Raw genomic sequence first — 25737 nt, 5'->3', positions numbered from 1 at the left:
CAACTTTTAGCCATGGTTTTCCCATCGTGATCTGGGAATTGTTGGCCATTCCGGACACACTTTTTGAGAATTAACCCAATATCTGCCGCTCGCCCATGGCAGAGTTCGTGTTGAAGGATATGGTGGAGCGCCGCGGTCTGGCCGATCGCTTCCATATCGAGTCGGCAGCTACCACCACTGACGAGATCGGCAACCCGGTGCATCCCGGCACGCGCCGCATCCTGGCACGCGAGGGCATATCGTGCGAAGGGAAAACAGCGCGTCAGATAGCGAAAGCGGACTATGACGCGTTCGATGTGATCATCGGCATGGATGATGCTAACATGCGGAGCATGGAGCGCCGCTTCGGAGGCGACCCGGCAGGCAAGCTGCACAAGATGATGGAGTTCGCGGGCACGGACCGTGATGTGGCCGACCCGTGGTACACCGGTGATTTCGAGACGACCTACGATGATGTGCGCGCAGGCTGTACGGGTCTGATGGGGTGGTTGGGCTTTTGATGTGATTCGAAGCGCTTCGGATCTTGCGTGGTAGAATGACGAGTTACTATGCCTATCTCAATGGACAAGCACTTCACGTGGGGGCAACTGCTCAGGTTCACGCTGCCCTCTATCGTCATGTTCATCTTCACCTCGCTGTATGGCATCGTGGATGGCCTGTGCGTCTCGAATTTCGCGGGTAAAACGGCGTTCGCAGCAGTGAATCTCATCATGCCTCCCATCATGATCTTATCGACGGTGGGATTCATGTTCGGCACTGGTGGCAGCGCGCTCGTGGCGAAGACGCGCGGCGAAGGCGATGATGCGCGCGCGAACCGATATTTCTCGCTGATCGTCTATGCGGCTTTCGCATTGGGTATCGTGTTGGGTGTTGTTGGTATTGCGGTCATGGAGCCGATCGCGCGTCTGCTGGGTGCCAATGATGAGATGCTGGGGCTGTGCGTCGTCTATGGGCGCATCATCATGATCAGCCTGCCTTTCTACGTGCTGCAATACGTCTTCCAGAGCTTCTGCGTGACCGCAGGAAAGCCCACGTTCGGCTTGATCGTCATTGTGGTCGCGGGATGCGCGAACATGGCGCTCGATGTGCTGTTCGTTGGTGTGTTCCAGTGGGGCGTGGAAGGTGCGGCCCTTGCCACGAACGTCTCCGAAGTGCTGGGCGGCGGCATACCCCTCATCTACTTCTTCCGGAAAAACAAGAGCTTTCTGCGACTTGGTCGCACCAGCTTCATGCCGCGCGCGCTCGGTAAAACGTGCGTGAACGGTCTCTCTGAGATGATGACCAGTATTGCCATGTCTATCGTGTCGATGCTGTATAACTTCCAGCTGATGCATGCAGCCGGGGAGAACGGGGTGGCAGCCTACGGCGTTATCGCGTATGTGGTGATGATCTTTGCGGCTATCTTCATGGGCTACGATATGGGATCAGCGCCGCTCATGAGTTACCAATATGGCGCGAAGAATCATGTCGAGATGCGCAGCTTGCTGAAAAAGAGCCTCATATACACGGCGGTGGGTGGCTTGCTCATGTTTATAGCGGGGCAATTGCTCGCGGTGCCCATCGTGGGCGTGTTCGTGGGCTACGACGAAGAGCTGCGCACGTTCACTGAACATGGATTCCGCATCTATGCGATCGCCTTTTTGCTCATGGGCTTCAGCATGTACGGATCGTCGTTCTTCACGGCGCTCAACAACGGTGTGGTGTCTGCTATCATTTCATTCTTGCGCACTTTGGTGTTCGAGACCTCGTCGGTTATCGTGCTGCCCCTGGTTTTGGGCATTGACGGTATTTGGATATCGGTGAGCGTTGCTGAGGTGGCAGCGCTCGTAGTGACCGCCGCATTCATGTTCGGCTTGGGGCCGCGTTACGGCTATTGGTACCCGAAGGGTGCAAAGCCGCGGCTGATAACGTAAGGCAGCATGAACGCAGTGGGCGGCAAAGCCGACGCGTAGCTTGGTCTAAACAGCTTGGTTTGGGAATGCGTGCCTACGTGGTCGTGTTGAGCAGTCCTGCGGTGTCGCGCACGTGGTATCGTCCGCTGCTCTTGCGTACGACCTGTGCCTGATAGAGCTCTTGAAGAGCGGTGTTCACCGTGACGCGGTTCACGCTGAGCATGGTGCCCATATCCTGTTGGGTGAGTTTCCAATCGATGGCGATCCAGCCGTCTTCGGTGGCGTGTCCGCGGTCCTTCGCAAAGCCGAGCAGCATGATGTAGATGCGTTCGCGCACATCGAGCACCTTAGCCCCGCGCTGCTGCTCGCGCGTCGCGTACATCTTATAGCATATGGAGCGAATCACGCGGTCGAACACAGCAGCATCTTCCATCATGGCGCTTTTGAGCTCGGCGCCCGAAATGCGGCGCAACTCGCAGGGGGAGAGCGCCACATATTCCAGCGCTGCGGGCATGTGTGCCAGCGCCGAGAGTTCCAAGAAGATGCTTCCCGGTAGATAGTAGGCGCTGAGCGTTCGCGTTTCAGTTGTGCAGATGAACGATGAAAGGGCCCCGGAGACGACCAAAAAGCAGTCACCAGGATATTCGGATGCCCGGATGATGTCACCATGGCCGAGCGTGCAGGCACGGCCATGGGTCAATACTGGTGCGTTGAGCATCTGCTGGTCGGCGTAGATGCGGTAGGGAAAGTAATGCGGCCGTTCGATGGCCTTTGCGGTGAATGCCGGCTTGGTGGTGGCGGGCATGGCCGCGTCCTAGTCCAGTTCGTCCAGCGAGAAGGCGTCTTTGCCCATGCGATAGGACTTGCCAGCCTTCGCCATGGCGCGGTATTCGGCTGTAGCGGTGAAAAGCACGTCGGAAGAACTGTTGAGCGCCGTTTCGCAGGAATCCTGCACCACGCCAATGATGAAGCCGATAGCAACCACCTCCATGGCCACGGTGGTGTCCATGCCGAACAGGCTGCATGCAAGAGGGATCAGCAGGAGCGAGCCGCCTGCCACGCCGGAGGCGCCGCATGCGCTGACGGCTGCGAGCACGCACAGGATGATGGCGGTGAGCGGGTCGACCGTAAGACCGACGGTATGGGCTGCCGCCATGGTCATGACGGTGATGGTGACCGCAGCGCCTGCCATGTTGATGGTGGCGCCCAGCGGGATGGAGACGGAATAATTGTCCTTATTGAGCCCCAGCTTGCGGCAGAGTTCCATGTTGATGGGAATGTTCGCTGCTGACGAGCGCGTGAAGAACGCGGTCAAGCCAGAGTCTTTCAGGCAGCGGAACACCAGCGGGAAGGGGTTTTGGCGGGTGCAGATGAACACGATGAGAGGATTGGTGATCAAAGCGATGGCGAGCATGCAGCCGACGAGCAGCAAGATGAGCTGACCGTACTCCACGAAGATGTCAAGGCCGCTCGTGGACACCGAGGTGTAGACCAAGCCCATGATGCCGAATGGAGCCAGGTTGATGACCCAGCGCACGGCGATTCCGACCGCATCCGAGATGGCAGCGAAGACGCTTTTGACGTTGTCGGTGGTGCCACGCAAGGCAATGCCGAGCACGATGGCCCATGCCAAGATGCCGATGAAGTTCGCATTGGCGAGCGCATCAACGGGATTGGCAACCACGTTCATGATGATGCTGGTGAGAACTTCGCCGATACCAGAAGGAGAGGTCTGCTCGATATCGTCAGCAACAGCCAACGTCAGCTCAATGGGGAACAGGTAGCTGCCGATAACAGCGACGAGCGCGGCTACCAGTGTGCTCACGATGTAAAGGACGACCACCGTTTTCATGGAACCGGCGGTCTTGGCGTTCATGAGCGCGCTCATGACCAAGAAGAAGACCAAGATGGGTGCGACCGCACGCAGAGCGCCGACGAAGATATTGCCCAGAAGCGAGATGACGGCACCGATCTGGAGGGCCCACTCGGGCGCGTCCTGCGGTATGAGCAATGCCAGGATAACGCCGATGACCAGGCCGACCAAGATGCGTTTGATCAGGCTGACCTCGCTATATCGCTGGAAGATGTTCTTCTTTTTGGGCTGCTCGCTGCGCGGCTGCGCCGGTGCAGCGGTTGTCTGTTCAGTCTCGTTTTCCATGAATATCCCCTCGCATGTTCGGTAAAGCATGTGGCACGTATTCTAGTCCAACTTGACCGGATTGATTGATATGTCTTGGTATCTGTCAGGATGGACGGCGATGCGCGCGCCATGTTGAGCGGGCTTGCGCGCATGGCATCGGCGCAACAGGGAACGCGCATGCATGCGGTTGTCGGGCGAGCACGAGCGCTGTTCAGTGCATTTTGGTGTTGTTCGGAGAGATGGTGCGGGCGAAAGGACTTGAACCTTCACGGGGGTTACCCACCAGAACCTAAATCTGGCGCGTCTGCCAATTCCGCCACGCCCGCACAAAGCATGGCTCACTATGCAGCCTTACCGGCGGATTATGATACCATAAGCGGCTGTGTGTAAAACGACATTACGTGGAAGGAACACCCGTGCAGATAACAGTGAAGCCGCAGGAGGACAGCAACGTATCGGTAGAGGCCATCGTGGATGCCAAGACGGTGGATGCGAAGCTAGCGAAGGTGTATAAGGATTTCGCGCGCAAATACAATTTCCCCGGCTTCCGCAAGGGCAAAGCGCCCCGTCCGGTGGTGGATAATGCGCTTGGTCGTGAAGTGGTATACGCCACGGCGACCGAAGAGCTGATCAACGATGCGTATCCGCAGATCATCGAAGAGAAGCGTCTATACCCGGCAGGGCAACCCGATTTCGGAGGCGCCGACGAGATGATCGAGCAGGGCGCTGACTTCACGTTTGCGTTCACCCTTCCGGTACGGCCCGAGGTTGAGATCGACTCGTACGATCCCGTTGAGATAGAACTGCCACAAGAAGGTGCGAGCGACACCGAGGTAGAAGAGCAGATGCGCGCGCTCCTTGCGCATTACGATCAGGAAGAGCCCACCGAGGAATGGGCGACCGAGACCATGGGCTTCGATAGTCTGGACGATATGAAGGCTCAGATTGCCGAGCAGGTGTCCGAGCAGAAGAAGATGATGATGCCGCGTCTGAAGGAAAATGCTGCCACGTTGAAGCTGATCGAGCGCGTGAGCGCTAAGGTGCCCGAGGGCATGGCTGAACAGAAGGAAAGCCAGCTGTTGCAGGATTTCTTCACGCAGATGCAGCGTCAAGGCATCAGCTTCGATGCGTATCTGATGCAGCGCGGCATTGATGCCGATGAGTTCAAAGAGGATGTGAAGCGCCAGGCGATCGATGAGGTGAAGCGCGGTATGGCGCTTGATGCGTGGGCGCGCCATAACGGCATCGAGGCTACCGACGACGAGGTTAGCCAGGAGTTCGTCATGGCGGCAGGTGATGGCGCTGAGAAGCTTGAGCGCGAGTGGCGCGACAACGGCCGCTTGTATCTGGTGCGCGAGGAACTGGTGCGCTCGAAGGCCATGAAGGACGTCATGGAGAAGGCGAAGGTGACCGAGGTCGATTTCGCCGAGCGCGCAAAAGCCGAAGAGGCCAAAGCCGACAAAGATGCTGATGCGAAGGTGGACGCGACCTCTGAGGACGCCGACCAGGAGTAGGACAGCCAAGGCAAACCTGCATATGAAGGAAATGCGCAGCTGCATTTGCACTGCCTTGTATAATGGTGTCGAAACACAAGAACGCGAACCGAAAGCGAGACGGACATGAGCATTGAAAGAGCGAGCAGCGCGCTGATCCCGTACGTCATCGAGCAATCGCCGCGTGGTGAGCGCAGCTACGATATCTATTCACGGCTGCTGAACGACCGCATCATCTTCTTGGGCGAGCAGATTGACGACCACGTGGCCAATTCAGTGGTGGCGCAGATGCTGCACCTGGAAAGCGTTGACCCCGACAAGGACATCAGCCTCTACATCAATTCTCCGGGAGGCAGCGTGACGGCAGGTCTTGGCATCTTGGATACCATGAACTTCATCAAATGCGACGTTTCCACCATCTGCATCGGCGAGTGCGCATCCATGGCGGCGGTGCTGCTGTCGTCGGGCACGAAGGGCAAGCGCTTCTGCCTGCCCAATTCCATGGTGCTGATCCATCAGCCGCTCGGTGGCGCGCAAGGCCAGCAGACCGAGATCGCTATCGTGGCGGATTTCATGTTGAAGACGCGCAAGCGCCTGAACAAGATACTGTCTGACAATACCGGGCAATCCATCGAGCGGATCCAGCTTGATACCGAGCGGGACAACTATATGACCGCCGAAGAGGCCAAGGACTACGGACTGGTAGACGAGATCATTCTCCATCACGGAAAATAAGGGCACGAAACGCTGAAACCCCATGCATGCGTCGGTTTGCGAGCCGGCGCATGCTTTTATAATGGGATGCTTGCAAGAGGCAGAACACGACGAGATGAGCGAGGAAGATGGCAGGGAACAACCGAGGTCACAGCACGACGGGCGAGCCGATGTATTGCGCTTTCTGTGGAAAAGAATCGCAGGAGGTGCGCTCGATGATCAGCGCTCCGAATGGGGTATGCATCTGCGATGAATGCGTGGGAGTCTGCGCTGATGCGATGATCCAAGAGATGGGCCTCCGCATGCAGACAGACGAGCATGAGGACGAGCGAGCGCGCGGCGCTCACGCTTCTTCGATTCGTCTCGATATGGCCGAAGAGGGCGTCTTTGAAGAAGACGAGACAGACGAGCCCCTCTCGCCAGCTGAGATCTTGGGCGAGCTGCCCACGCCACACGAGATACATCGGCGGCTCTCTGAGCATGTTGTTGGCCAGGAGGCAGCCAAGCGCGCGCTCTCGGTTGCGGTTTATAACCACTACAAGCGCATCACGATGGACCTTGACCCGGCGGCTGCTGATGACGAGGTGGAGATCGCCAAGAGCAACATCATGCTCTTAGGGCCTACCGGCTCAGGCAAGACGCTGCTCGCCCAGACGCTCGCGCGCACCTTGAAAGTGCCCTTCGCTATCGCGGATGCGACCACGCTGACCGAGGCGGGTTATGTGGGTGAAGATGTGGAAAACATCTTGCTGAAGCTGATAACAGCGGCGGATTTCGACGTGCCGAAGGCTCAGATCGGCATCATCTATATAGATGAGATAGACAAGATCGCGCGCAAGGCGGAAAATCTCTCCATAACGCGCGATGTGTCGGGCGAGGGCGTGCAACAGGCGCTGCTCAAGATCATGGAGGGCTGCGATGCGAGCGTGCCTCCGCAAGGCGGACGCAAGCATCCCCAGCAGGAGCTCATTCCGATCAACACCGACAACATCCTATTCATCTTGGGCGGTGCTTTCGTGGGGCTTGCCGATATCGTTGGGCAGCGCGTCGGGAAGAACGGGTTGGGATTTGCCAGCGAGGCGCCTGGTTCTAAGAAGCAGAAAGAAGCTGAGCTGCTGGCACAGGTGCTGCCCGAGGATCTGAACAAATACGGTATGATCCCGGAGTTCGTGGGGCGCATCCCGGTGATCACCTCGCTTGACGAGCTGACCGAGGACGATCTGGTGCGCGTGCTGACCGAACCGAAGAATGCGCTGGTGAAACAGTACGAGCGCATGTTCGAATACGAGGACTCCACGCTGACTTTCGATGATGACGCTTTGCGCGCCATTGCGAAAGAGGCGGTCGATCATGGCACCGGTGCGCGTGGCCTGCGCAGCATCTGCGAGCGCGTCCTAAACGATGTGATGTACGACCTGCCCGAGCGCCGCGGGAAGACCACCGTCGAGATACGTGCCAGCGATATAGCAGGTGAAACGTTTCCCCATATAGAGGACGCCGCCGCGTGCGGCGCAGATGCAGATTCAAGGAGCGCAGATGTCTGAGCAAGACAAGACAGGAGAGGGTTACGCGCAACGCGAGGCTCCCATTTTCGAGGCATGGCGCGAGGCGGGTTGCTTCCAGCGCACACCTGGTTTCGGTGCGCATGCGGACGAGTCCTATACCATCGTGATCCCACCTCCGAACGTGACCGGCGTGTTGCATATGGGTCACGCTTTGAATGACACCATCCAAGACGCCTGCATTCGCCGCGCGCGCATGCGTGGCCAGCAGACACGCTGGATTCTCGGTACCGATCATGCTGGCATTGCCACACAGACGAAGGTGGATAAGCATCTGGCCGAACAGGGCATCAATCGCCGCGAGATCGGACGCGAGGCGTTCATCGAGGCATGTCAGGACTGGCGGCATGAGTACGGCACCACGATCGTGAACCAGATAGCGGCTATGGGATGCAGCTGCGATTACGCGCACGAGCAATTCACCATGAGTCCGGAGTTCAGTCGCGCGGTGCGTCGACTGTTCGTCGATTGGTATCGCGACGGCATCATCTATCGCGGGAAGCGCATCGTGAATTGGTGCCCAAGCTGCACTACGGCCATTGCCGACGATGAAGCCGAATACGAAGACGAGGCGGGGCATCTCTGGCATTTGCGCTATCCGTTGAGCGAGCCGGTCGATGGCATCGAGTATCTGGTGGTAGCCACCACGCGCCCTGAGACGATGCTGGGCGATACCGGTGTTGCCGTGAACCCGAAAGACGAGCGGTATAAAAACGTGGTGGGCAAGACGGTGGAGCTTCCCATCGTGGACCGCACCATCCCTATCTTCGCTGATTTCTATGTTGATAGCGAATTCGGCACTGGCGCGGTGAAGGTCACACCTGCTCATGATCCCAACGACTTCGCCATGGGTGAGCGTGCGGGCCTCGAGAAGATCAATGTGTTCGACGAGACGGCCCATGTGGTGGATGGGTACGGGCGCTTCAGCGGCATGAGCCGCGAAGAGGCGCGCGAGGCCGTGGTGGCTGAATTCGAGCGCCTGGGGCTGCTCGATCATGTAGAGGATCACGATCATTCCGTCATGCACTGCTATCGCTGCCATAGCACGCTCGAGCCGTGGCTGTCCGAGCAGTGGTTCGTGGCGGTGGATTCGTTGAAGGGGCCAGCAGCTGCAGCCGTTGAGAGCGGTCAGATACAGTTTCATCCCGCGCGCTGGGCGCAGGTGTACCTTGATTGGCTTGAGAATCTCAAAGATTGGTGCATCTCGCGTCAGCTGTGGTGGGGGCACCGCATCCCCATGTTCTACTGCGATGCGTGTGGCTGGCAGGATGCCAGCATGGAAGAGGTGGAGGTGTGTCCGTGCTGCGGTGCGCCAACGCGCCAAGATGAGGATGTGCTCGACACCTGGTTCTCGTCGCAGCTGTGGCCCTTTGCCACGCAGGGGTGGGGCGAGTTCGGTGCTGATGCGCCTGAGCTGGTGAAGTATTACCCGACCCAGGTGCTCTCCACGGCGCGCGACATCATGGGGCTGTGGGTGGCGCGTATGGTGATGGCGTCCGAGTATTGCACGGGTCAGATTCCGTTCCAACATGTGATCATTCATCCGACGGTGATGGGCGCCGACGGAAAGCCCATGAGCAAATCGCGTGGCAATGGGGTCGATCCCATTGAGCTGATGGCGGATTTTGGCGCTGATGGCATGCGGTTCGGGTTGTTGACGCAGGTGACCGGCGCGCAAGCGATGCGCTTCGACCGTCAAAAGATCGAAGCGGCCCGCAATTTCGCGAACAAGGTGCGCAATGCGGCGCGGTTCGTGTTGATGCACATGGAAGGCTATACGCCGGGGCCGCCGACGCTCGCCACCGCTGCCGATCGGTGGATATTCAGCCGTTTGGCACGGCTGACCCGAACGGTGGATGCGGCCTACGAATCGTTCGAGTTCGGGGAGATGACCCGCGAGTTGTACGGCTTCTTCTGGAATGAGCTGTGCGACTGGTACATCGAGTTCTCTAAGAGCCGTTTGGCAGACGATGCGCCAGCGGCTGATCGTCTTGCATGCCAACGGAATCTCGTGCATGTGCTTGAGGCGGCTATCAAACTGCTTCATCCGCTCATGCCGTTCATTACCGAAGAGATCTATCAGGACATGCCGAAGATGGCAGATGCTGCACCGTTGCTGATCGTTGCGCCGTGGCCCGATGCGGACGCGCTCGCTGACTTCATCGACGATGATGCAGAGAGGGCTGTGCAGATGGTTTGCGCGGTGGTGGGCGCGGTGCGCTCGGCGCGGGCACGCTATGGGTTGTCGCCGAAGACCGCCCTTGAAGTGCACGTGAAGGCAGCGGCGCCCGATTGCATCTTGTTGGAAGAGCAGCGGGGTTTGATCGAGTCGCTGGGTCGCACCGCATCGCTGTACATAGGGGCCGATCTTGTCAAGCCTGCTGGTTCCTCAGCTTCCTTGAGCGCAGGGCTGGAGGTCTACACCGTCCTTGCCGGGCATGTTGATTTGGATGCCGAGCGCGCTCGGGTTTGCAAGGAACGCGACAAGGCTGAGACTGATGCCGCCAAGCTGCGCAAGAAGTTGAGCAACGAGGGCTTCCTGGCGAAAGCGGCCCCTGAGATCATCGAGAAGGACCGTGCTCGCCTGGCTGATCTTGATGAGGTCATCGCTAAGCTTGAAGCGCAGATCGCAGACTTGGCATAGGTGAGCAGCCGCGCGAAGCTAGGTTTGCTATAATCGTGAGCGCATCCGTCGATAGGGTATTCACGGGCGCGCTTTTTCATGGGATGAGTGTGAAGGGGAATAGATGAGCGAATTGTTCGCGCAACTGTGGTCACCACAGATGCAGGCGGCTTTCACGGTTGTTGTGGTGTTGTTGGTCGCCCTCTATGTGCTCTCCATCGTGTGGGTGGTTCGTGATGCCTATCTACGTGGCACCACGTGGTATGTGTGGGGCATCGTCGCTCTGATTCCCATTGCGGGACTCATTGCGTATTGTTTGCTGCGTCCACCCATGCTTCAAATCGACAAAGACGAGCAAGAGCTGGAAGTGGCTCTCAAGCAACGCCAGCTGATGCGATATGGCGAATGCGCCACCTGCGGATATCCGGTGGAGTCAGATTACGTGCTGTGCCCGAATTGCCACACGCAGCTCAAGAATCTGTGCACGCATTGCAGTCATGCGCTCGAGCCAGCCTGGACCATTTGCCCGTATTGCGCAACGCCGGTAGGGGGGCGTCCCTCATCGAACAGCAGCAGCGGGTCGAATGGTGGCGCGCGGCGCCGTCGACGCAGCAATTCGGGTAGCTCTTCAAGTGGTGGCGCACGCAGCCGCCAGCAGAGCCAGAAAAGCGAATAAACGGCTTCATCTGCGTTTTACCTATGCAGGGCCTTGCCAAGATGCGGCAAGGCCTTATCATTGTTCAAACCAATCCAAAGCGCGCTTGCAACTCAGGCGCGCCAACCGTTGCAGGTGCTTTGTGCGCACCCGGCAAGAAAGGGGTAGCAGTGATCGTCAACCTTCCCGATGGATCATCCAAAGAACTTGAACAGGGCGCTACGGTAGCCGATGTGGCCGCTTCCATTGGCGCAGGACTTGCGCGTGCAGCGTTGGCTGGAAAGATAGACGGCGTCTTCGCCGATGTGACCGATGAGGTTCCTGATGGCGCTACGGTCGAGATCATCACCGAGCGCTCGCCTGAGGCGCTCGGGATCATGCGCCATTCGGCGGCGCACGTGATGGCCGAGGCGGTGCAGACGCTCTATCCGGGTACGCAGATTGGGTTTGGCCCTCAGACCGAAGATGGCTTCTTCTATGATTTCGAGCTGCCGCACCCCATCTCGCCGGACGATTTCGCCGCTATCGAGGACAAGATGGCCGAGATCATCAAGCGCGACGAGCCATTCGTGCGCGAGGTGGTAACGCGCGAGGAAGCCAAGCGCTTGTTCGCCGATCAGCGTTTGAAGCTGGAGCATATCGACGACATTCCAGAAGAGGTGCAGCTGACCATTCGCCGACACGGAGACTTCATCGATCTGTGCAGCGGACCGCACGTCTCTTCTGCGGGCAAGATCGGCGCGTTCAAGCTGATGAAAACGGCGGGCGCCTATTGGAAGGGTGATTCTGACCGCGAGATGCTGACGCGCATCTACGGCACCGCTTTCTTCAAGAAGAAGGATCTGGAAGAGTATCTGCATCGCCTGGAAGAGGCTGAGAAGCGTGACCACCGCAAGTTAGGGCGCGAGCTGGGCATCTACACCATGGATCCGCTAGCGGGGGTGGGCTTGCCGCTGTATCTGCCGAAGGGCGCACGCGTGATCCGCACGATGCAGGAGTGGTTGCGCCGCGATCTGTACGAGCGCGGGTATGAAGAGGTCATCACGCCACACATCTACAATGCCGATGTGTGGAAGATGAGCGGCCATTACGACTTCTACCGCGAGAACATGTACTTCTTCGATATCAACGAAGGCACTGAGGACGATCCGCGCTTGGCGGAATACGGCGTGAAGCCGATGAACTGCCCGGGACACGTGATGCTGTACAAGTCGGAGCTGCATTCCTATCGCGATCTGCCCCTGCGCTACTTCGAGTTCGGCACGGTGTATCGCCATGAGATGAGCGGCGTGGTGCATGGGCTCTTGCGTGCCCGCGGGTTCACGCAGGACGACGCCCACATCTTCTGCACGCGCGACCAAGTGGTCGATGAGGTGTGCGCCATCCTCGATCTGGTTGAGCACATCATGACCACCTTCGGCTTCGAGTACGAAGCGGAAATATCCACCCGTCCCGAGAAGTCGATCGGATCGGACGATATGTGGGAGCATGCCACTGAGTCGCTGCGACGGGCATGCGAGATCAAAGGCCTGGTCTATGACATCAATGAAGGGGACGGAGCGTTCTACGGCCCGAAGATCGACATCAAGGTGAAAGATGCTATCGGTCGTACGTGGCAGTGCTCTACCGTGCAGATCGACTTCAACTTCCCCGAGCGCTTCGATTTGACCTATCGGGCGGCCGACAACACTGAGCAGCGTCCTTGGATGCTCCATCGTGCCATCTTCGGATCCATCGAGCGTTTCCTCGGCATCTTGATCGAGCATTATGCGGGCGCTCTGCCGCTGTGGCTGGCACCGGTGCAAGCGGTGGTTATTCCCATTGCCGACCGGCATAAGGAAGCGGCAGCGGAGTTCGCGGGTGAGATCAAGGGCGTTGGCGGTCGCGTTGAGATATATGACCAAAATGAGCCCATGAAGGTGAAGATCGCAAAAGCGCAGCAGCAGAAGATCCCATACATGGTCATTCTGGGCGACAAGGAAGTGGAAGAGCGCAGCTGTTCGGTACGCGAGCGCACGCAGGGCGACCTGGGAAGCTGGGAGCGCACGAAGTTCTTGGATGTGATCAGGGACGCTTCTTTGTAGGCGCGGTGTAGCGGTCGATCCCGCGTAGGCTGAGCGAGGCGAGCAGCGGCATCAGCAGCACGGTGATGCCGCCTGCCGCTACGAGAAGCGAGGCGGTGTCTGCTGACATGGCCTCGGCGTTCACGGCAACGTTCGTCACGGCCACGATGAGCGGCAGGGCCGTGGTGCAGTAGAGGGCCACGGTGAGCCTGCTGGGCGCGGGGAGGCGGTCGTCTGCTGGTGCGCATCCCAGCGAGATGAAGATGGGCAGCGCGCGAACGGCGAGCAACATGCCGATGAACAGCAGGAGCATGAGCGGCTGGTGCGCCAAGGCTGCGGGATCGATCTTGGTGCCGGACACGATGAAGAAGAGCGGGATGAAGAATCCGTAACCAATGCCGTTGAGCTTATGCTCGAGACTGTTATCGCCGCAGGGGATGACGAAACGCAGGGCGAATCCGGCGGCGAACGCTCCTAGAACGATATCGAGGTCGAACACAGCCGAAAGAGCGATCAGGCCTACCAGAAGGATCATGACCGCGCGCACGGTGAGCTGCGCGCTGGTTTCAGCATTGTCCGACATGAGCTTCACGAAGCGCTGGCTTCTCTCGCGGATATGCACCGGAATGACCGCCGATGCTACGGCAACGGCGAGGAAAGCGAGCAGGATGACGGCGGTGAGCCAGCGGTCGCGCGTTGACAGGATGAAGGCGATGGCGATGATGGGGCAGATCTCGCCCCAGGTTCCGTACGCGAGGATGTTCTTGCCGACCGGGTCATCCGCGATGCCGCGCTCTTTCAGGATGGGGACGAGCGTGCCGAAGGCGGTGGTGGTCAGCGCGATGGCCACGGCAAGCCATCCCAGTTCGTTCTCTTCAAAAGACGGAACGAGCACGATAACGAGAACAGCGATGCCAAACGAGACGATCCACGTGAGAAGGCCGCGCCGCGCGCGCCTGCCAGCCATGTCCTTCGGGTCTATTTCGTATCCGGCGAGCAAGAACAGGAAGCCGAGCCCGAGATCAGAGAGCAGTCCGATGGCATCGCCTATCTGGGCGATGCCGAGCACGTGCGGCCCCGCTACCATGCCTGCGACGAGCAGAAGCACCGTTTCGGGCACGATCTTGCGCGGTATGAGCGATGAGATGATGGGGCAGAGAAACGCTGCCACGACAATTACCAGCAAGGTTATGAGTTCGGTTTGTTCCATGGTGCTCCGATCGGTCCTTTTGAGTATAGCTACTTGGTAGCCCTCTTGGGCGTGCAGCGTCGGGAGCGTCATCAGGATGTGGGCAGATGCGCGATGACGGAAGCTGTGCGATAGCGAAAGCGCAAAAGGTTGTTTGCGTTACGGTTACACAATGCGCGAGACGGTGGCGCGAGCGCGCGATGAACGGCATCATATGCTTTGAAGCAAACCCCGAAAGAAGAGGTGTGTTATGAGCCAAGTGGTCACTTCAGCAGATTTCGATACCAAGGTCCTCCAGGCCGATAAGCCAGTGCTGGTGGATTTCTTCGCTACCTGGTGCGGCCCCTGCAAGCGACTTGCGCCCGTGATCGACGAGTTGAGCGATGAGCTTGCGGGCAAGGTAGACGTATGCAAGGTCGATATCGACCAGAGCCCCGACATTGCCGCACGGTACAAGGTGAGCAGCGTTCCCACCATCATGCTCTTCGAGGGCGGCGCTCTTAAGAACAAGACCGTTGGTGCGGTGCCGAAGCAGCAGCTGTTACAGATGCTCTAACAAGATCGCGGAGGAAGGCGGTTCGGCTCAGGCTGGGCCGCCTTCGTTTTGGGAGGAATCATGGGAGCGGAGAACGCGAATCGTGAAGAGAAGATATACGATGTTGCCATTATTGGCGCCGGTCCTGCTGGTCTGACTGCGGCGATGTACTCTGCGCGTGCTGGGCTGGATGCGGCTTTGCTGGAGAACCTCTCTCCTGGTGGGCAGCTTGCGCAGACCGAGCATCTTGAGAATTATCCGGGTTTCACGTTGTCGCAAAGTGGGTATGAGCTCTCTGAGATCATGCATGAGCAGGCGGAGCATTTCGGCGCTCACACCGTGTATGACGAGGTTACCGATGTTGAGCTGGAGGGGCCTGTGAAGCGCTTGAAGCTTCCCTCCGGTCACATAGACGCACGCAGCGTCATCGTGGCAAGCGGGGCACGCCCGGCAAAGCTCGGTATTGAGCGGGAAGCGAAGTTGACGGGCAGTGGCGTTTCGTACTGCGCCACGTGCGACGGCAACTTCTTCAAGGGCAAGGATGTGTGCATCGTGGGAGGCGGCGATACCGCAGCGGCTGACGCTATCTATCTCTCGCGCATCTGCACCAAGATCTATATGTTCGTACGGCGCGATGTCCTGCGAGCGACGGCCATCTATTACGACCGACTGAAAAAGCTTCCCAACGTTGAGATCGTGTGGAACAGCGTGGTCGAAGAGATCCTTGAAGAAGATGGTGCGGTGGCGGGCGTGCGCGTGCGCGACCGTGTGAGCGGGCAGACGCGCACCTATGAGGTGGCCGCGCTCTTCGTTGCTATTGGCACGGTCCCTAATTCTGAATTCCTTGACGGTAAGGTGGAGCTGGATCAAAGCGGGTATGTGGTGGCTGACGAGACAGGTCGGACCAGCGCTGCCGGGGTGTTTGCGGCCGGAGACGTGCGCACGAAGGTGCTGCGTCAGGTATCTACCGCCGTTGCCGATGGCGCGAATTGCGCAGAGGCTTGCGCTGAGTACTTGCTCCAGCAACAGTCCTGACAACCTGATAGAATATCCCCAAAGCTGATGCGCACCGATCGGTGCGCATTTTTCACGGACATGAGGGATAGCCATGCAAGATGTGAACATGCGTGAGAAGCTGGAGAAATTCATGGAGGCCTATGCCGAGCTGCAGGCCAAGATGGGCGATCCAGATGTTCTGGCAGACCAGAAGGAATACAATCGCTTAGCGAAGGAATATGCCAGCCAAGGGCCGCTCGCCAAGAAAGCGGCGGAATACGTCGCCTCCCTGGATGATCTGGAGGCTGCCAAGGAAATGCTGGCGGATGCCGATATGAAGGAGTTCGCGCAGGAAGAGATCGCCGGTATCGAGGCGCGCTTACCCCAGCTGGAAGAGGATATCAAGTTCATGCTGATTCCGGCTGACCCTGCCGACGAGAAGGATATCATCGTTGAGATTCGCGCAGCAGCCGGTGGTGATGAGGCGGCCATCTTCGCGGGCGATCTGTACAAGATGTATGAGCGATTCGCTGCAAGCCAGCACTGGAAGACCGAAACGTTAGACGTATCGCCTTCGGAAGCGGGTGGCTACAAAGAGGTTCAGTTCAAGGTGAAGGGCGACCATGTCTATTCGCTGATGAAGTTCGAGAGCGGTGTGCACCGTGTGCAGCGCGTGCCGAAAACGGAGAGCCAGGGCCGCATTCACACCTCAACGGCTACCGTAGCGGTGCTGCCGGAGGCTGATGAGGTGGAAGTCGAGATCAACGAGAACGATCTGCGCATTGACGTGTTCCGTGCGGGGGGTCCTGGTGGTCAATGCGTGAACACCACCGACTCGGCGGTGCGCATCACGCACTTGCCAACGGGGTTGGTGGTGCAATCGCAGGACCAGAAGTCGCAGCTTCAAAACAAGGTGGCCGCAATGAGCGTCTTACGCGCGCGTTTGTACGAGAAGATGCTCGCCGAGCAGCAGGCGGCTGAGGGCGCACAGCGTCTGGCGCAGATCGGCACCGGTGATCGCGCTGAGAAGATACGCACGTACAACGGTCCGCAAGATCGCGTGACCGATCATCGCATCGGCTTCAACAGCAGTTACAATGATGTGCTGATGGGCGATAAGCTGATCGATGTCATCACGGCGCTTTCCGCCGCCGATCGTGCTCAGAAGCTGGAAGCGGCGGTGTAGTGGAGCAACGCTGGACGACCAAGGCCGCGCTCGATTGGTGCGCGGAGTATCTGGCGCGCAAAGGCGATCGGACGCCGAGACGCTCCGCTGAGCGGCTCGTCTGCGATGCGGCGCGCATCGATCGTATCCAACTCATCATGGATCCGGATCGTCCGCTCTCTGAGGACGAGCGCGCGGTGCTGCGCGATCATGTGGCGCGGCGCGGGGCCGGTGAGCCCCTTCAATACATAACGGGAGAGGCACCGTTTCGCTTCCTTTCTCTGTGCGTGCGCCCGGGCGTGCTGATACCGCGGCCCGAGACCGAAGTGCTAGTGAGCGAGGTGCTGACGTGCTTGCCGAAGGCTCCTGAGCGGCGTGCGGCGTGGAATGCGGAAGCGGCCGAGCAGGAGGCTGCCGCTGTTGCGCAGGTGCGCGCGCGACTCTCTGAGCTGCGCGGAATGTCTGCACCGGAGGCAGACGATGCGCCATCCAGCTTCGATCGCTCCGCTGGACCAGAGGGGTCTGATGAAGCGAGCGTGACCGCCGATGCGGATGCGGAAGTTGTCTGCGATGCAGGTCAAGCGGCCACAGAGCAGATGGTGCTGGTGGCGGATCTGTGCACCGGAAGCGGCTGCATCGCGTGTTCGCTCGCATCCGAGCGCGAGGATGTGCGCGTGATCGCGACGGATCTCTCGGCCGATGCGGTGGCTCTCGCGCGCGAGAACGTGGAGGCGCTCGAGCTGGCTGAGCGCGTGCGCGTGCTGCAGGGCGATCTGGGTGCGCCCATCCCCGAGCGCTATCTGGGCCGCTTCGATGCGGTCGTAGCGAATCCGCCATACATTCCCACAGCGGTCATGGCCGAGCTTCCCGCTGAGGTAGGGGATTTCGAGCCCGATCTGGCGCTGCACGGGGGTGCAGACGGTTTGGATGTGTATCGGCGCATCCTCGGTTGGGCGCAGCGGGCGCTCGCGCAGGATGGCCTTTTTGCGGTAGAGCTCTACGAAGGGCATCTGGATGAGGCTGCTGCGCTCGCGGTGCAAGCCGGTTTCGCCGAGGTGCGCGTGGTGGAGGACCTGGCAGGGCGCCCGCGCGTTCTGGTAGCGCGGTGGAGGGAGCAGTGATGGGGGAGCCGACGCTCAAGGAGAAGCTCGAGCAGGCGAAAGCCGCTCTGGAGCAGCGCACGGATGGGTTCGCGCCGGAGGTGGCCATCGTGCTGGGGTCGGGACTCGGCCCGCTTGCCGAGCGGATCGAGGAGCCCATCTTCGTGCCGTTCGGCGAAGTTCCGCATATGCGCACATCCACGGCGACCAGCCATGTGGGCCGCTTCGTCTTCGGGTGCTTGGGCGGCAAGCGTGTCGTGTGCATGCAGGGGCGCCTGCATGGGTATGAGGGCTATGCGCCACAGGAGGTGGCCTATCCCATTTGGCTCATGCACGGCTTGGGTGCTGATGCGCTCATCACGACGAACGCAGCCGGTGGTATCAACGAGCGCTATCGGGTGGGTGACTTCTGCATCATGAGCGATCAGATCAACTTCACGGGCCGCAACCCCATAGTCGGTCAAGAGCCCAACGAGGTCGCGTTCCGCTTCTTCAGCATGTACGAATGCTTCGACCCGGGACTGCGCTGCGTCGCGCGCACGGTGGCGCACGAGAAGGGCATCTCCTTCCAAGAAGGCGTGTATCTGGGGCTGCTGGGTCCCAGCTTCGAGACCGCGGCCGAGATTCGGGCGTTTCGCATGTGGGGGGCCGATACGGTTGCCATGTCAGTGTGCGAAGAGGTGATCGCGGCGCGGCATGTGGGCATGCGCGTGCTGGGCATCTCGCTGGTGACGAACATGGCATGCGGTGTGGATGGCGCGAATCCAGCCGATGACGATGTGCTGGCCGTGGCGGCTGAGCGCAGCACCGATTTCTGCCGCCTGATCGAAGGTGTTGTGACGGCGATCTAGGGATCCGTCGTCCGTGCGGTCACGAATAGCGTTCGCACTATCCGAGAAGCGGACATTTCCCTTCATTATGTACGGAAACCGAATGACAGACCTTCTATCCTCAGGGCAAGGATGCGAAAAGGTGGATGGATATGAAGGTCAAAGTCGAAAAGCTGCTCGATTTCCTGCAGACCGACGGGATGGCGTTCTCGATACCGCTGTTCCAGCGGCCGTATTCGTGGGATTCGTGGCAGTGCGAGGTGCTGTGGAATGATATCGAGCGTACCGCTCTGACAGACACGCCGCATTTCTTCGGAGCGGTGTTCTATCGGCGGGAGCGCGACGACGTTGGAGGTGTCACGCTCTCGCTCATCGACGGGCAGCAGCGCACGCTCACCTCGCTGCTTTTGTTGGCCGCTTTAAGGGATCACCTGAAAGAGCGCGGCCTTTCCGACGATACGGACAAGCCCGATCGCTTCGCTGAGCACCTGCATATCGATGGGGGTGCGAAGGTCCATCCCGCCCCGCGCGATCGAGTGGGGTTCGCGATCGCGCTCGATGGTGCGGCTGGGAGCGAACAACCCTGCAACGCGCTTTCCAACAAGGCGTTCTTCATGGGGAGAATGGCAGAGCCGGGCTTCGATGCGTGCGCCTTCCTGCGTGGCCTTGGGGGGTTTCAGATCGTAGCGGTGGAATTGGAAGACGGCGACGATGCGCAATCCATCTTCGAGTCGTTCAATTCCAAAGGCGTGCCGCTGGTGGCCGCGGACATGGTGAGGAACTATCTGCTGCTCGCCGAGGATCCCGAAGAGCAGGAGCGGCTCTACTTGGATTATTGGGAGCCGATCCAGGGCCTGTTCGGCGATGACCCGGGCTCGCTGCGCCTGAACAATGCGTTGCGCGCGTGGACAGTCATTCGTTGCAAGACGCCGAAGGCGAAAAGCGACGCGGAGTGCTTCGGCGACTTCAAGCGCTATCTGTTGGACGAATACGACGGATCGAAGGAAGACCTGATGCAGGAGCTGCTGAGCTTCTGCACCGTATGGGCCGAGAACTACCGCTATCACGCGGTGAAGAAGTATCGCAGTTCTGATTGGGCGAAGATCGGCCGTAAGACGCTGGTGTCTGGTAGGCCACGCGCTGCGGCGAGCAGGGAGGCGCGCGAGTTCTACGCCAAGCACTACGGCGTCGAGATCGGAGAGGATGAGCTATGATCGCGAAGGAAACAGGGATCTTGGACGTGCTCGGTATTCCCGATTCTCAGTTCATAGTGCCGGTGTTCCAGCGCGTCTATTCGTGGACAGCGCGCGAATGCGAGGATTTGATCGATGATGTGCTGGCAGCTGGTGCAGCTGAGCGTGCGCATTTCACCGGCAGCTTCCTGTATGCGCCGTGCGCCTCGGAAGAGAACGGCATACGCGCGTTCCAGATCATCGACGGGCAGCAGCGCATGACGACGGTGACGCTCATGCTGCTGGCATTCGTCGAGCGTGGGCGGGCAGCAAGCGGTGCTCGCGCGGCGCGGGCGAATGAGATAGCGCAGCGTTACCTGCTCAGCGATGGTGGGACGGAGCCGAAACTGCTCTTGACTTCCATTGACGGTGACATGTTGGCGTATCTTCTGGGGCTTCAGGAAGAGCCTGCGGATGTGGCGGTGCGCCTGCAGGAGAACCTGGACGTGTTCCGCGGTCGCATGGCGCAGCCTGACTTCGACGAAACGACGTTTTGGAGCGGATGCGAGCGTCTGCGCGTGCTGGGAATTGAGCTTTCGCCAGAGGATTCGTCGCAAGAGGTGTTCGAGAGCTTGAATTCAAAGGGCAAGCGACTCGCGGTGGAAGACTTGATCCGCAATGCCATCCTCTCGTTCACCATCGGCGGTGCGGGAGCGCAGCAGCTCTATGAGCGGCGGTGGCTCCCGCTTGAGGAAAGCGTGGCGGCGGCACCCGACCTCGATATGGAGGACATGCTGTGCTCGTGGATCGCCTCTCGGCATGATGAGGTGTATCTCGATTCAAAAAGCGAGGTCTATCCATTGTTCAAGGATGACCTGGTGACAGCTTATGGGGGAGATTGCGAGAGCCTGCTCGTGGATGTGAGGGTATATGCCGATGAGCTCGTCGGAAGCGAGCAGCTGCGTCGCGATCGCATGGCTGAGCTGGATCGGTGGTTGCAGGGCAAGCCGAAGAACATCATCTCCGAGAAGCGGATGTTCGGGGATTAGGCTTGGCAGCCGTGCAGCCGCCGTATCAGTGGCCGTTGGCGGCGTAGCCCTCTTCGATGATGCCCTGCTCCACCAGGTCGCGTCCGATCTTCAGATATTCCTTTACAGAGCCGTCGATGTAGGCAAGGTGCTTGTCGGTGGTCTGGCCGACCACGCGCGCTGGCGTGCCCATGACGAGCGACCCATCAGGAATGACCTTGTTCTCGGTGACCACGGCGCCAGCACCGATCAGGCAATCGCGCCCAATATGCGCGCCGTCAAGCACGATAGCGCCCATGCCGATGAGCGTGTGCTCTTCGATGGTGCATCCGTGGATGATGGCTCCATGCCCGATGGCTACATCGTTGGCGATGATGGTCTCGCCATGCACGGGCAGGTGGATGCAGACCAGGTCTTGCACGTTGCTGCGATCGCCGATGACGATGCGTCCGTCCAAATCGCCGCGCACCACCGCACCGAACAGTATGCATACCTCAGCGCCCACCTCCACGTTGCCGATGACCGTGGCATCGCGCGCAATACGCGCCGTTGGGTGTATCTTCATGCTCTCGTAGTCCATGGTCGCCTCCTTGGTTATGCACCTGACGAAAAAAAACCGTTGCTCTTCGTTTGAATACGAGTATACTCGCAATCAGATAACCGAATACAGATGCAAATGCGTTGACAGGGAGAGTAGGGAATAACCCATCTCAAGAGAGCCTGCGGTTGGTGCGAGCAGGCGGTGGGCAGCCCGAACGCCACCCCCGAGCAGTTCAGCATGAACGCGATTGCGGCTCGTAAGGCTTACCGCCTGGTCGCAGTTGGCAAGTAAGGCCGGACCGGTGACTCCGTAACCGTTAGGGATCATGCGCGCAGCTGCGGGCATGCCTTCTGGGACAGAAGCACAGGCGCCGGCAGGGCGCTTTTTTTGTTGAGGAGGAACTATGGAGCACCGCAGCGACCAGATCAAACGCGGCGTGGCGCGCGCACCGCACCGCAGCCTATTGAAGGCAGACGGGATCACCGATGCAGAGATGGAGCGCCCCTTCATCGCGGTGATCAACTCGCGCAACGACATCATTCCCGGGCACACCAATCTCGACAAGATCGCAGAGGCCGTGAAAGCGGGCATCCGCATGGCCGGTGGCGTGCCGTTCGAGATATCCACCATCGGCGTGTGCGATGGCATCGCCATGAACCATGATGGTATGCATTATTCGCTGGTCTCGCGCGAGGTGATCGCTGATTCGGTTGAGTGCGCGGTGCAGGGGCATGCCTTCGACGGCATGGTATGCATTCCCAACTGTGACAAAGTGGTGCCGGGCATGCTGATAGGAGCGTTGCGGGTGGACATTCCGACGGTGTTCGTTTCGGGTGGTCCGATGTTGGCAGGACACCAACCGGGCGGATGCGGCCCAACCACCGACTTGAACACGCTGTTCGATGGGGCTGCGTCGGTACTGAATGGCACGATGAGCGAAGAACAGCTGAGGTACTACGAGGATACCGCGTGTCCTACGTGCGGTAGTTGCTCGGGACTGTTCACCGCTAATTCGATGAACTGCCTGTGTGAGGCGCTTGGGGTGGCGCTCCCGGGCAACGGTACCATCCCTGCGGTGTATTCCGAGCGCATTCGCCTTGCCAAGGAGGCGGGCATGAAGGTGATGGAGCTCGTCGCGCATGGCATCACGGTGAAAGATATCGTGAGCAGCGCAGCGATCCACAATGCGATGGAGTGCGATATGGCCTTCGGTGGCTCTACGAATACGGTGTTGCATCTGACGGCTATTGCGCGCGCGGCGGGCCATCCCATCACGATGGATGACTGGGATGCGGCAAGCGCTCGTACCCCTCATCTGGTGAAACTGCAGCCCAGTGGTCCGCGTCCGCTTTCCGATCTGTACGAGGTGGGCGGCGTACCGGTGGTGATGCATGAGCTCGCACAGCTGGGCCTGCTGGATATGGACGCGCTGACGTGCATGGGGCCGATGAAGGATTATCTGACAGCGTGTACGCGACCGGCTGATGGCGAGGTGTGCCGCCTACACGATGACCCGTTCAGCGCTGAGGGCGCTTTGCGGGTGCTGCATGGCAACCTGGCCCCCCATGGGGCTATCGTGAAGAAAGCGGCCGTTGATCCCACGATGATGTGCCATACCGGTCCAGCGCGTGTGTTCGAGAGCGAAGAGGCTGCATGCGAGGTCATCAATGCGGGCGGCGTTCGTCCAGGCGATGTGGTGGTGATCCGCTACGAAGGTCCGCAAGGCGGCCCGGGCATGCGCGAGATGCTCACTCCGACGTCATCCATCGTGGGCATGGGGCTGTCCACGAGCGTGGCGCTGCTCACCGATGGGCGCTTCTCCGGCGCGACGAAGGGTCCGGCCGTGGGACATGTGAGCCCCGAGGCTGCTGCGGGCGGTCCTATCGCTTTGATCGAAGAGGGTGATTCGATCACGGTTGATATCGATGGGGGGCAATTGACGCTGAATGTGCCCGATGAGGAACTTGAGCGCCGCCGAGCGGCCTGGGTGCCGCCTGCCCCTAAGCATGATCATGGCGTGCTTGCTAAATATGCGCGCCTCGTTTCGTCTGCTGATGAGGGGGCGTATGTCGCATGAGTGCGAAGAAGACGACAGAAGCGTCGAAATCCGAGCGTCGCAGCGCTGCGAGCGTGGGTGCACCGCGCGGCCTTGGGTCTCAAACGGCAAAGCAGGGCAAGACCATGCTCGGTGCTGAAGCCATCGTGGCTTCGCTGGAGGCTGAAGGGGTGGACATCGTCTTTGGATATCCAGGTGGTCAGGCCATCAAGATATACGATGCATTGTTCGACTCTACGCAGCTGCATCACGTGCTCGCGCGCCACGAGCAGGGGGCGGTGCATATGGCCGATGGCTATGCGCGCGCAACAGGGCGTCCAGGGGTCGCCATCGTGACCAGCGGGCCCGGTGCGACGAACACGGTGACGGGCATCGCGACCGCGTACATGGATTCGATCCCTCTCGTGGTCATAACCGGTCAGGTGCCGCGACCGGTGATCGGCACAGACTCGTTTCAGGAGTCGGACATCGTGGGCATTACCATGCCGGTGGTGAAGCACTCGTTCTTGCTCCAATCGACCGACGAGCTGACGGCTACGTTTCGGGAAGCGTTCCACATTGCATCAACGGGGCGCCCGGGGCCGGTTCTGATCGACGTGCCCAGCGATCTGGCGGGGGCCGAGATGGTGTTCGAATACCCCGACCAAGTAAGCATCCCCTCCTATAAGCCAACGTATCGTGGGAATGCCAAGCAAATACGCGCGGCGTGCAGGCTCTTGGAGGATGCGCGCCGACCGATCCTGTATGTGGGAGGCGGCGTGGTCACCTCTGAGGCGAGCGATGAGCTGATTCGCCTTGCTGACCTGATGCAGATCCCGGTGGTAACCACCCTGATGGGCAAAGGTGCTTTCCCTGCGTCGCACCCTCTGAACTTGGGGGCGGTGGGCATGCATGGTGCTAAGTACTCGAACCTGGCGGTTACCGAAAGCGATTTGCTGATCGCGGTGGGTGCCCGCTTCTCTGATCGCGTGACCGGCAAGCTGTCCGAATTCGCGCCGCATGCCGATGTGGTGCATATTGACATTGACCCGGCTGAGATCGGCAAGGTGCGTGAAGCTCAGGTGCCCATCGTAGGAGATGCGAAGGGTGTCTTGGCGGGCATGATCGATCAGCTGGTCAAAGATGATGCGCATCCGCAGACGCAGGCTTGGATCGAGACGATCAGCGGGTGGCGCACGCGCTTTCCGTTCTATCATCCCAACATCAAAGAGGATGATGCTGAGATCGTGCCAGAACTGGTGATGGAAGAGCTTTCAGATCAGCTTGATCCGCGCGCATCGGTGGTCGTGACCGAAGTGGGGCAGCATCAGATGTGGGCACATCAATTCGTTGATCGCGAAACGCCGCGCAGTTGGCTTTCGAGCGGTGGCTTGGGCACGATGGGTTTCGGCTTTCCTGCGGCTATTGGCGCTGCGTTGGGCTGCCCGGATAAGCAAGTCGTGTGCGTTGCCGGAGATGGTTCGTTCCAGATGAATTCCCAGGAAATGGCCACTGCTGCCATCAATGGCGTGCCGGTGAAAGTGATGATCTTAGATAACCGGGCGTTGGGGATGGTGCATCAATGGCAAAAGCTGTTCTACCAGCAGCGCTATTCCGAGACGATCCTGGAACCGAACCCCGATTTCGTAAAGTTGGCTGATGCATATGGGTGGCAGGCCGAACGGATAGACGAGCCTGGGCAGGTCAGCGATGCGATCGCGCGCATGCTGGCACATGATGGGCCCTATCTGTTGGACGTCAAGATATCGCCTGAGCAGAACGTGTACCCCATGGTCGCACCTGGCTCGGCGCTCGATGACGTGATGGGTGCCATCGATGTGGCGGTGGGGGCGGTGCGCACTGATATGCCCGCGACGCCCGCTGAGGATCGCTCGCCGTGCGCCACCATCGACGCGCAGTTCGGTGGCCGCTGGGAAAGCGATCCGGATGATAAACACGAGCGCATGAGCGCCGAAGAATTCAGCGAGACGGAAGGAGCGTGAG

Annotated in this window: 21 protein-coding genes and 1 tRNA gene; 17 read left to right on the top strand and 5 right to left on the bottom strand. The window is 59.6% G+C overall.

Going from position 1 to position 25737, the window contains the following annotated elements; translation table 11 throughout:
• The first annotated feature begins 80 nt into the window (after window positions 1-80).
• Both NFR19_RS03230 and NFR19_RS03225 read left to right on the top strand, forming a co-directional pair.
• Complete coding sequence (locus tag NFR19_RS03230; RefSeq protein WP_285813443.1) at window positions 81-500, top strand: low molecular weight protein-tyrosine-phosphatase; 420 nt, start codon at window positions 81-83, stop codon at window positions 498-500.
• Window positions 501-548: 48 nt separating this feature from the next.
• Window positions 549-1913: an MATE family efflux transporter gene (locus tag NFR19_RS03225; protein WP_251212342.1), complete on the top strand. Its 1365-nt coding sequence runs from the start codon at window positions 549-551 to the stop codon at window positions 1911-1913.
• A gap of 73 nt (window positions 1914-1986) precedes the next feature.
• Here the strand turns inward: NFR19_RS03225 and NFR19_RS03220 are convergent, their stop codons facing one another.
• The 3 genes from NFR19_RS03220 to NFR19_RS03210 all read right to left on the bottom strand — a co-directional run bounded on the left by NFR19_RS03220 (window position 1987) and on the right by NFR19_RS03210 (window position 4358).
• Window positions 1987-2697, bottom strand: coding sequence for a Crp/Fnr family transcriptional regulator (locus NFR19_RS03220; protein WP_251212341.1), 711 nt, complete (start codon window positions 2695-2697; stop codon window positions 1987-1989).
• Between the two features lie 9 nt (window positions 2698-2706).
• Window positions 2707-4050, bottom strand: a complete 1344-nt coding sequence (gene sstT / locus NFR19_RS03215) for a serine/threonine transporter SstT (protein WP_251212340.1) — start codon at window positions 4048-4050, stop codon at window positions 2707-2709.
• 222 nt (window positions 4051-4272) lie between these two features.
• A tRNA-Leu gene (locus NFR19_RS03210) sits at window positions 4273-4358 on the bottom strand.
• Between the two features lie 90 nt (window positions 4359-4448).
• Between NFR19_RS03210 and NFR19_RS03205 the strand changes: the two genes are divergently transcribed.
• The 6 genes from NFR19_RS03205 to thrS all read left to right on the top strand — a co-directional run bounded on the left by NFR19_RS03205 (window position 4449) and on the right by thrS (window position 13163).
• The gene (locus tag NFR19_RS03205) at window positions 4449-5546 is read left to right on the top strand and encodes a trigger factor (RefSeq protein WP_251212339.1); all 1098 of its coding nucleotides are present in this window, start codon (window positions 4449-4451) and stop codon (window positions 5544-5546) included.
• Window positions 5547-5651: 105 nt separating this feature from the next.
• Complete coding sequence (clpP, locus tag NFR19_RS03200) at window positions 5652-6260, top strand: ATP-dependent Clp endopeptidase proteolytic subunit ClpP (protein WP_285813439.1); 609 nt, start codon at window positions 5652-5654, stop codon at window positions 6258-6260.
• 194 nt (window positions 6261-6454) lie between these two features.
• Window positions 6455-7783, top strand: coding sequence for an ATP-dependent Clp protease ATP-binding subunit ClpX (clpX, locus tag NFR19_RS03195; protein WP_432762718.1), 1329 nt, complete (start codon window positions 6455-6457; stop codon window positions 7781-7783).
• Window positions 7776-10445 (top strand): valine--tRNA ligase, encoded by a 2670-nt coding sequence (locus NFR19_RS03190; RefSeq protein ID WP_251212338.1) that lies wholly within the window; start codon window positions 7776-7778, stop codon window positions 10443-10445. Before clpX ends, NFR19_RS03190 begins: the two co-directional genes overlap by 8 nt.
• 103 nt (window positions 10446-10548) lie before the next feature.
• Entirely contained in the window at window positions 10549-11100 is a 552-nt protein-coding gene (locus tag NFR19_RS03185; RefSeq protein ID WP_251212337.1) for a zinc ribbon domain-containing protein, read from the top strand.
• A 149-nt stretch (window positions 11101-11249) separates the two neighbouring features.
• Complete coding sequence (gene thrS / locus NFR19_RS03180) at window positions 11250-13163, top strand: threonine--tRNA ligase (protein WP_251212336.1); 1914 nt, start codon at window positions 11250-11252, stop codon at window positions 13161-13163.
• Here thrS and NFR19_RS03175 read toward each other — a convergent pair.
• Complete coding sequence (locus NFR19_RS03175; RefSeq protein ID WP_251212335.1) at window positions 13144-14352, bottom strand: cation:proton antiporter; 1209 nt, start codon at window positions 14350-14352, stop codon at window positions 13144-13146. The genes thrS and NFR19_RS03175 overlap by 20 nt on opposite strands.
• A gap of 229 nt (window positions 14353-14581) precedes the next feature.
• Between NFR19_RS03175 and trxA the strand changes: the two genes are divergently transcribed.
• From trxA to NFR19_RS03140, 7 genes are all read left to right on the top strand, one after another.
• Window positions 14582-14887, top strand: a complete 306-nt coding sequence (gene trxA, locus NFR19_RS03170; RefSeq protein WP_251212334.1) for a thioredoxin — start codon at window positions 14582-14584, stop codon at window positions 14885-14887.
• 60 nt (window positions 14888-14947) lie between these two features.
• Window positions 14948-15901, top strand: coding sequence for a thioredoxin-disulfide reductase (gene trxB, locus NFR19_RS03165; protein ID WP_251212333.1), 954 nt, complete (start codon window positions 14948-14950; stop codon window positions 15899-15901).
• A gap of 73 nt (window positions 15902-15974) precedes the next feature.
• The gene (gene prfA, locus NFR19_RS03160; protein ID WP_251212332.1) at window positions 15975-17048 is read left to right on the top strand and encodes a peptide chain release factor 1; all 1074 of its coding nucleotides are present in this window, start codon (window positions 15975-15977) and stop codon (window positions 17046-17048) included.
• Window positions 17048-18148 (top strand): N5-glutamine methyltransferase family protein, encoded by a 1101-nt coding sequence (locus NFR19_RS03155; RefSeq protein WP_251212331.1) that lies wholly within the window; start codon window positions 17048-17050, stop codon window positions 18146-18148. The genes prfA and NFR19_RS03155 overlap by 1 nt, the downstream gene beginning before the upstream one ends.
• Window positions 18148-18978, top strand: a complete 831-nt coding sequence (locus NFR19_RS03150) for a purine-nucleoside phosphorylase (protein ID WP_251212330.1) — start codon at window positions 18148-18150, stop codon at window positions 18976-18978. Before NFR19_RS03155 ends, NFR19_RS03150 begins: the two co-directional genes overlap by 1 nt.
• A gap of 131 nt (window positions 18979-19109) precedes the next feature.
• Window positions 19110-20171, top strand: coding sequence for a DUF262 domain-containing protein (locus NFR19_RS03145; protein ID WP_251212329.1), 1062 nt, complete (start codon window positions 19110-19112; stop codon window positions 20169-20171).
• Window positions 20168-21178, top strand: a complete 1011-nt coding sequence (locus NFR19_RS03140) for a DUF262 domain-containing protein (protein WP_251212328.1) — start codon at window positions 20168-20170, stop codon at window positions 21176-21178. Before NFR19_RS03145 ends, NFR19_RS03140 begins: the two co-directional genes overlap by 4 nt.
• Window positions 21179-21203: 25 nt before the next feature.
• Here the strand turns inward: NFR19_RS03140 and NFR19_RS03135 are convergent, their stop codons facing one another.
• Entirely contained in the window at window positions 21204-21737 is a 534-nt protein-coding gene (locus tag NFR19_RS03135) for a gamma carbonic anhydrase family protein (RefSeq protein WP_251212327.1), read from the bottom strand.
• Window positions 21738-22101: 364 nt separating this feature from the next.
• On the opposite strand from NFR19_RS03135, the gene ilvD reads away from it, so the two are divergent.
• On the top strand, window positions 22102-23775 hold the full coding sequence (gene ilvD / locus NFR19_RS03130; RefSeq protein ID WP_251212326.1) for a dihydroxy-acid dehydratase: 1674 nt from the start codon (window positions 22102-22104) through the stop codon (window positions 23773-23775).
• Window positions 23772-25736 carry a biosynthetic-type acetolactate synthase large subunit gene (gene ilvB / locus NFR19_RS03125; protein WP_349665501.1) on the top strand — a complete coding sequence of 655 codons (1965 nt, stop codon included), beginning with the start codon at window positions 23772-23774 and terminating at the stop codon, window positions 25734-25736. Before ilvD ends, ilvB begins: the two co-directional genes overlap by 4 nt.
• Window position 25737: the final 1 nt, after the last annotated feature.

Origin of the sequence: Adlercreutzia murintestinalis (genome assembly GCF_943192905.1) — a bacterium.
Classification (GTDB): domain Bacteria; phylum Actinomycetota; class Coriobacteriia; order Coriobacteriales; family Eggerthellaceae; genus Adlercreutzia_A; species Adlercreutzia_A murintestinalis.
This window is presented reverse-complemented; position numbering and strand designations above follow the sequence as displayed.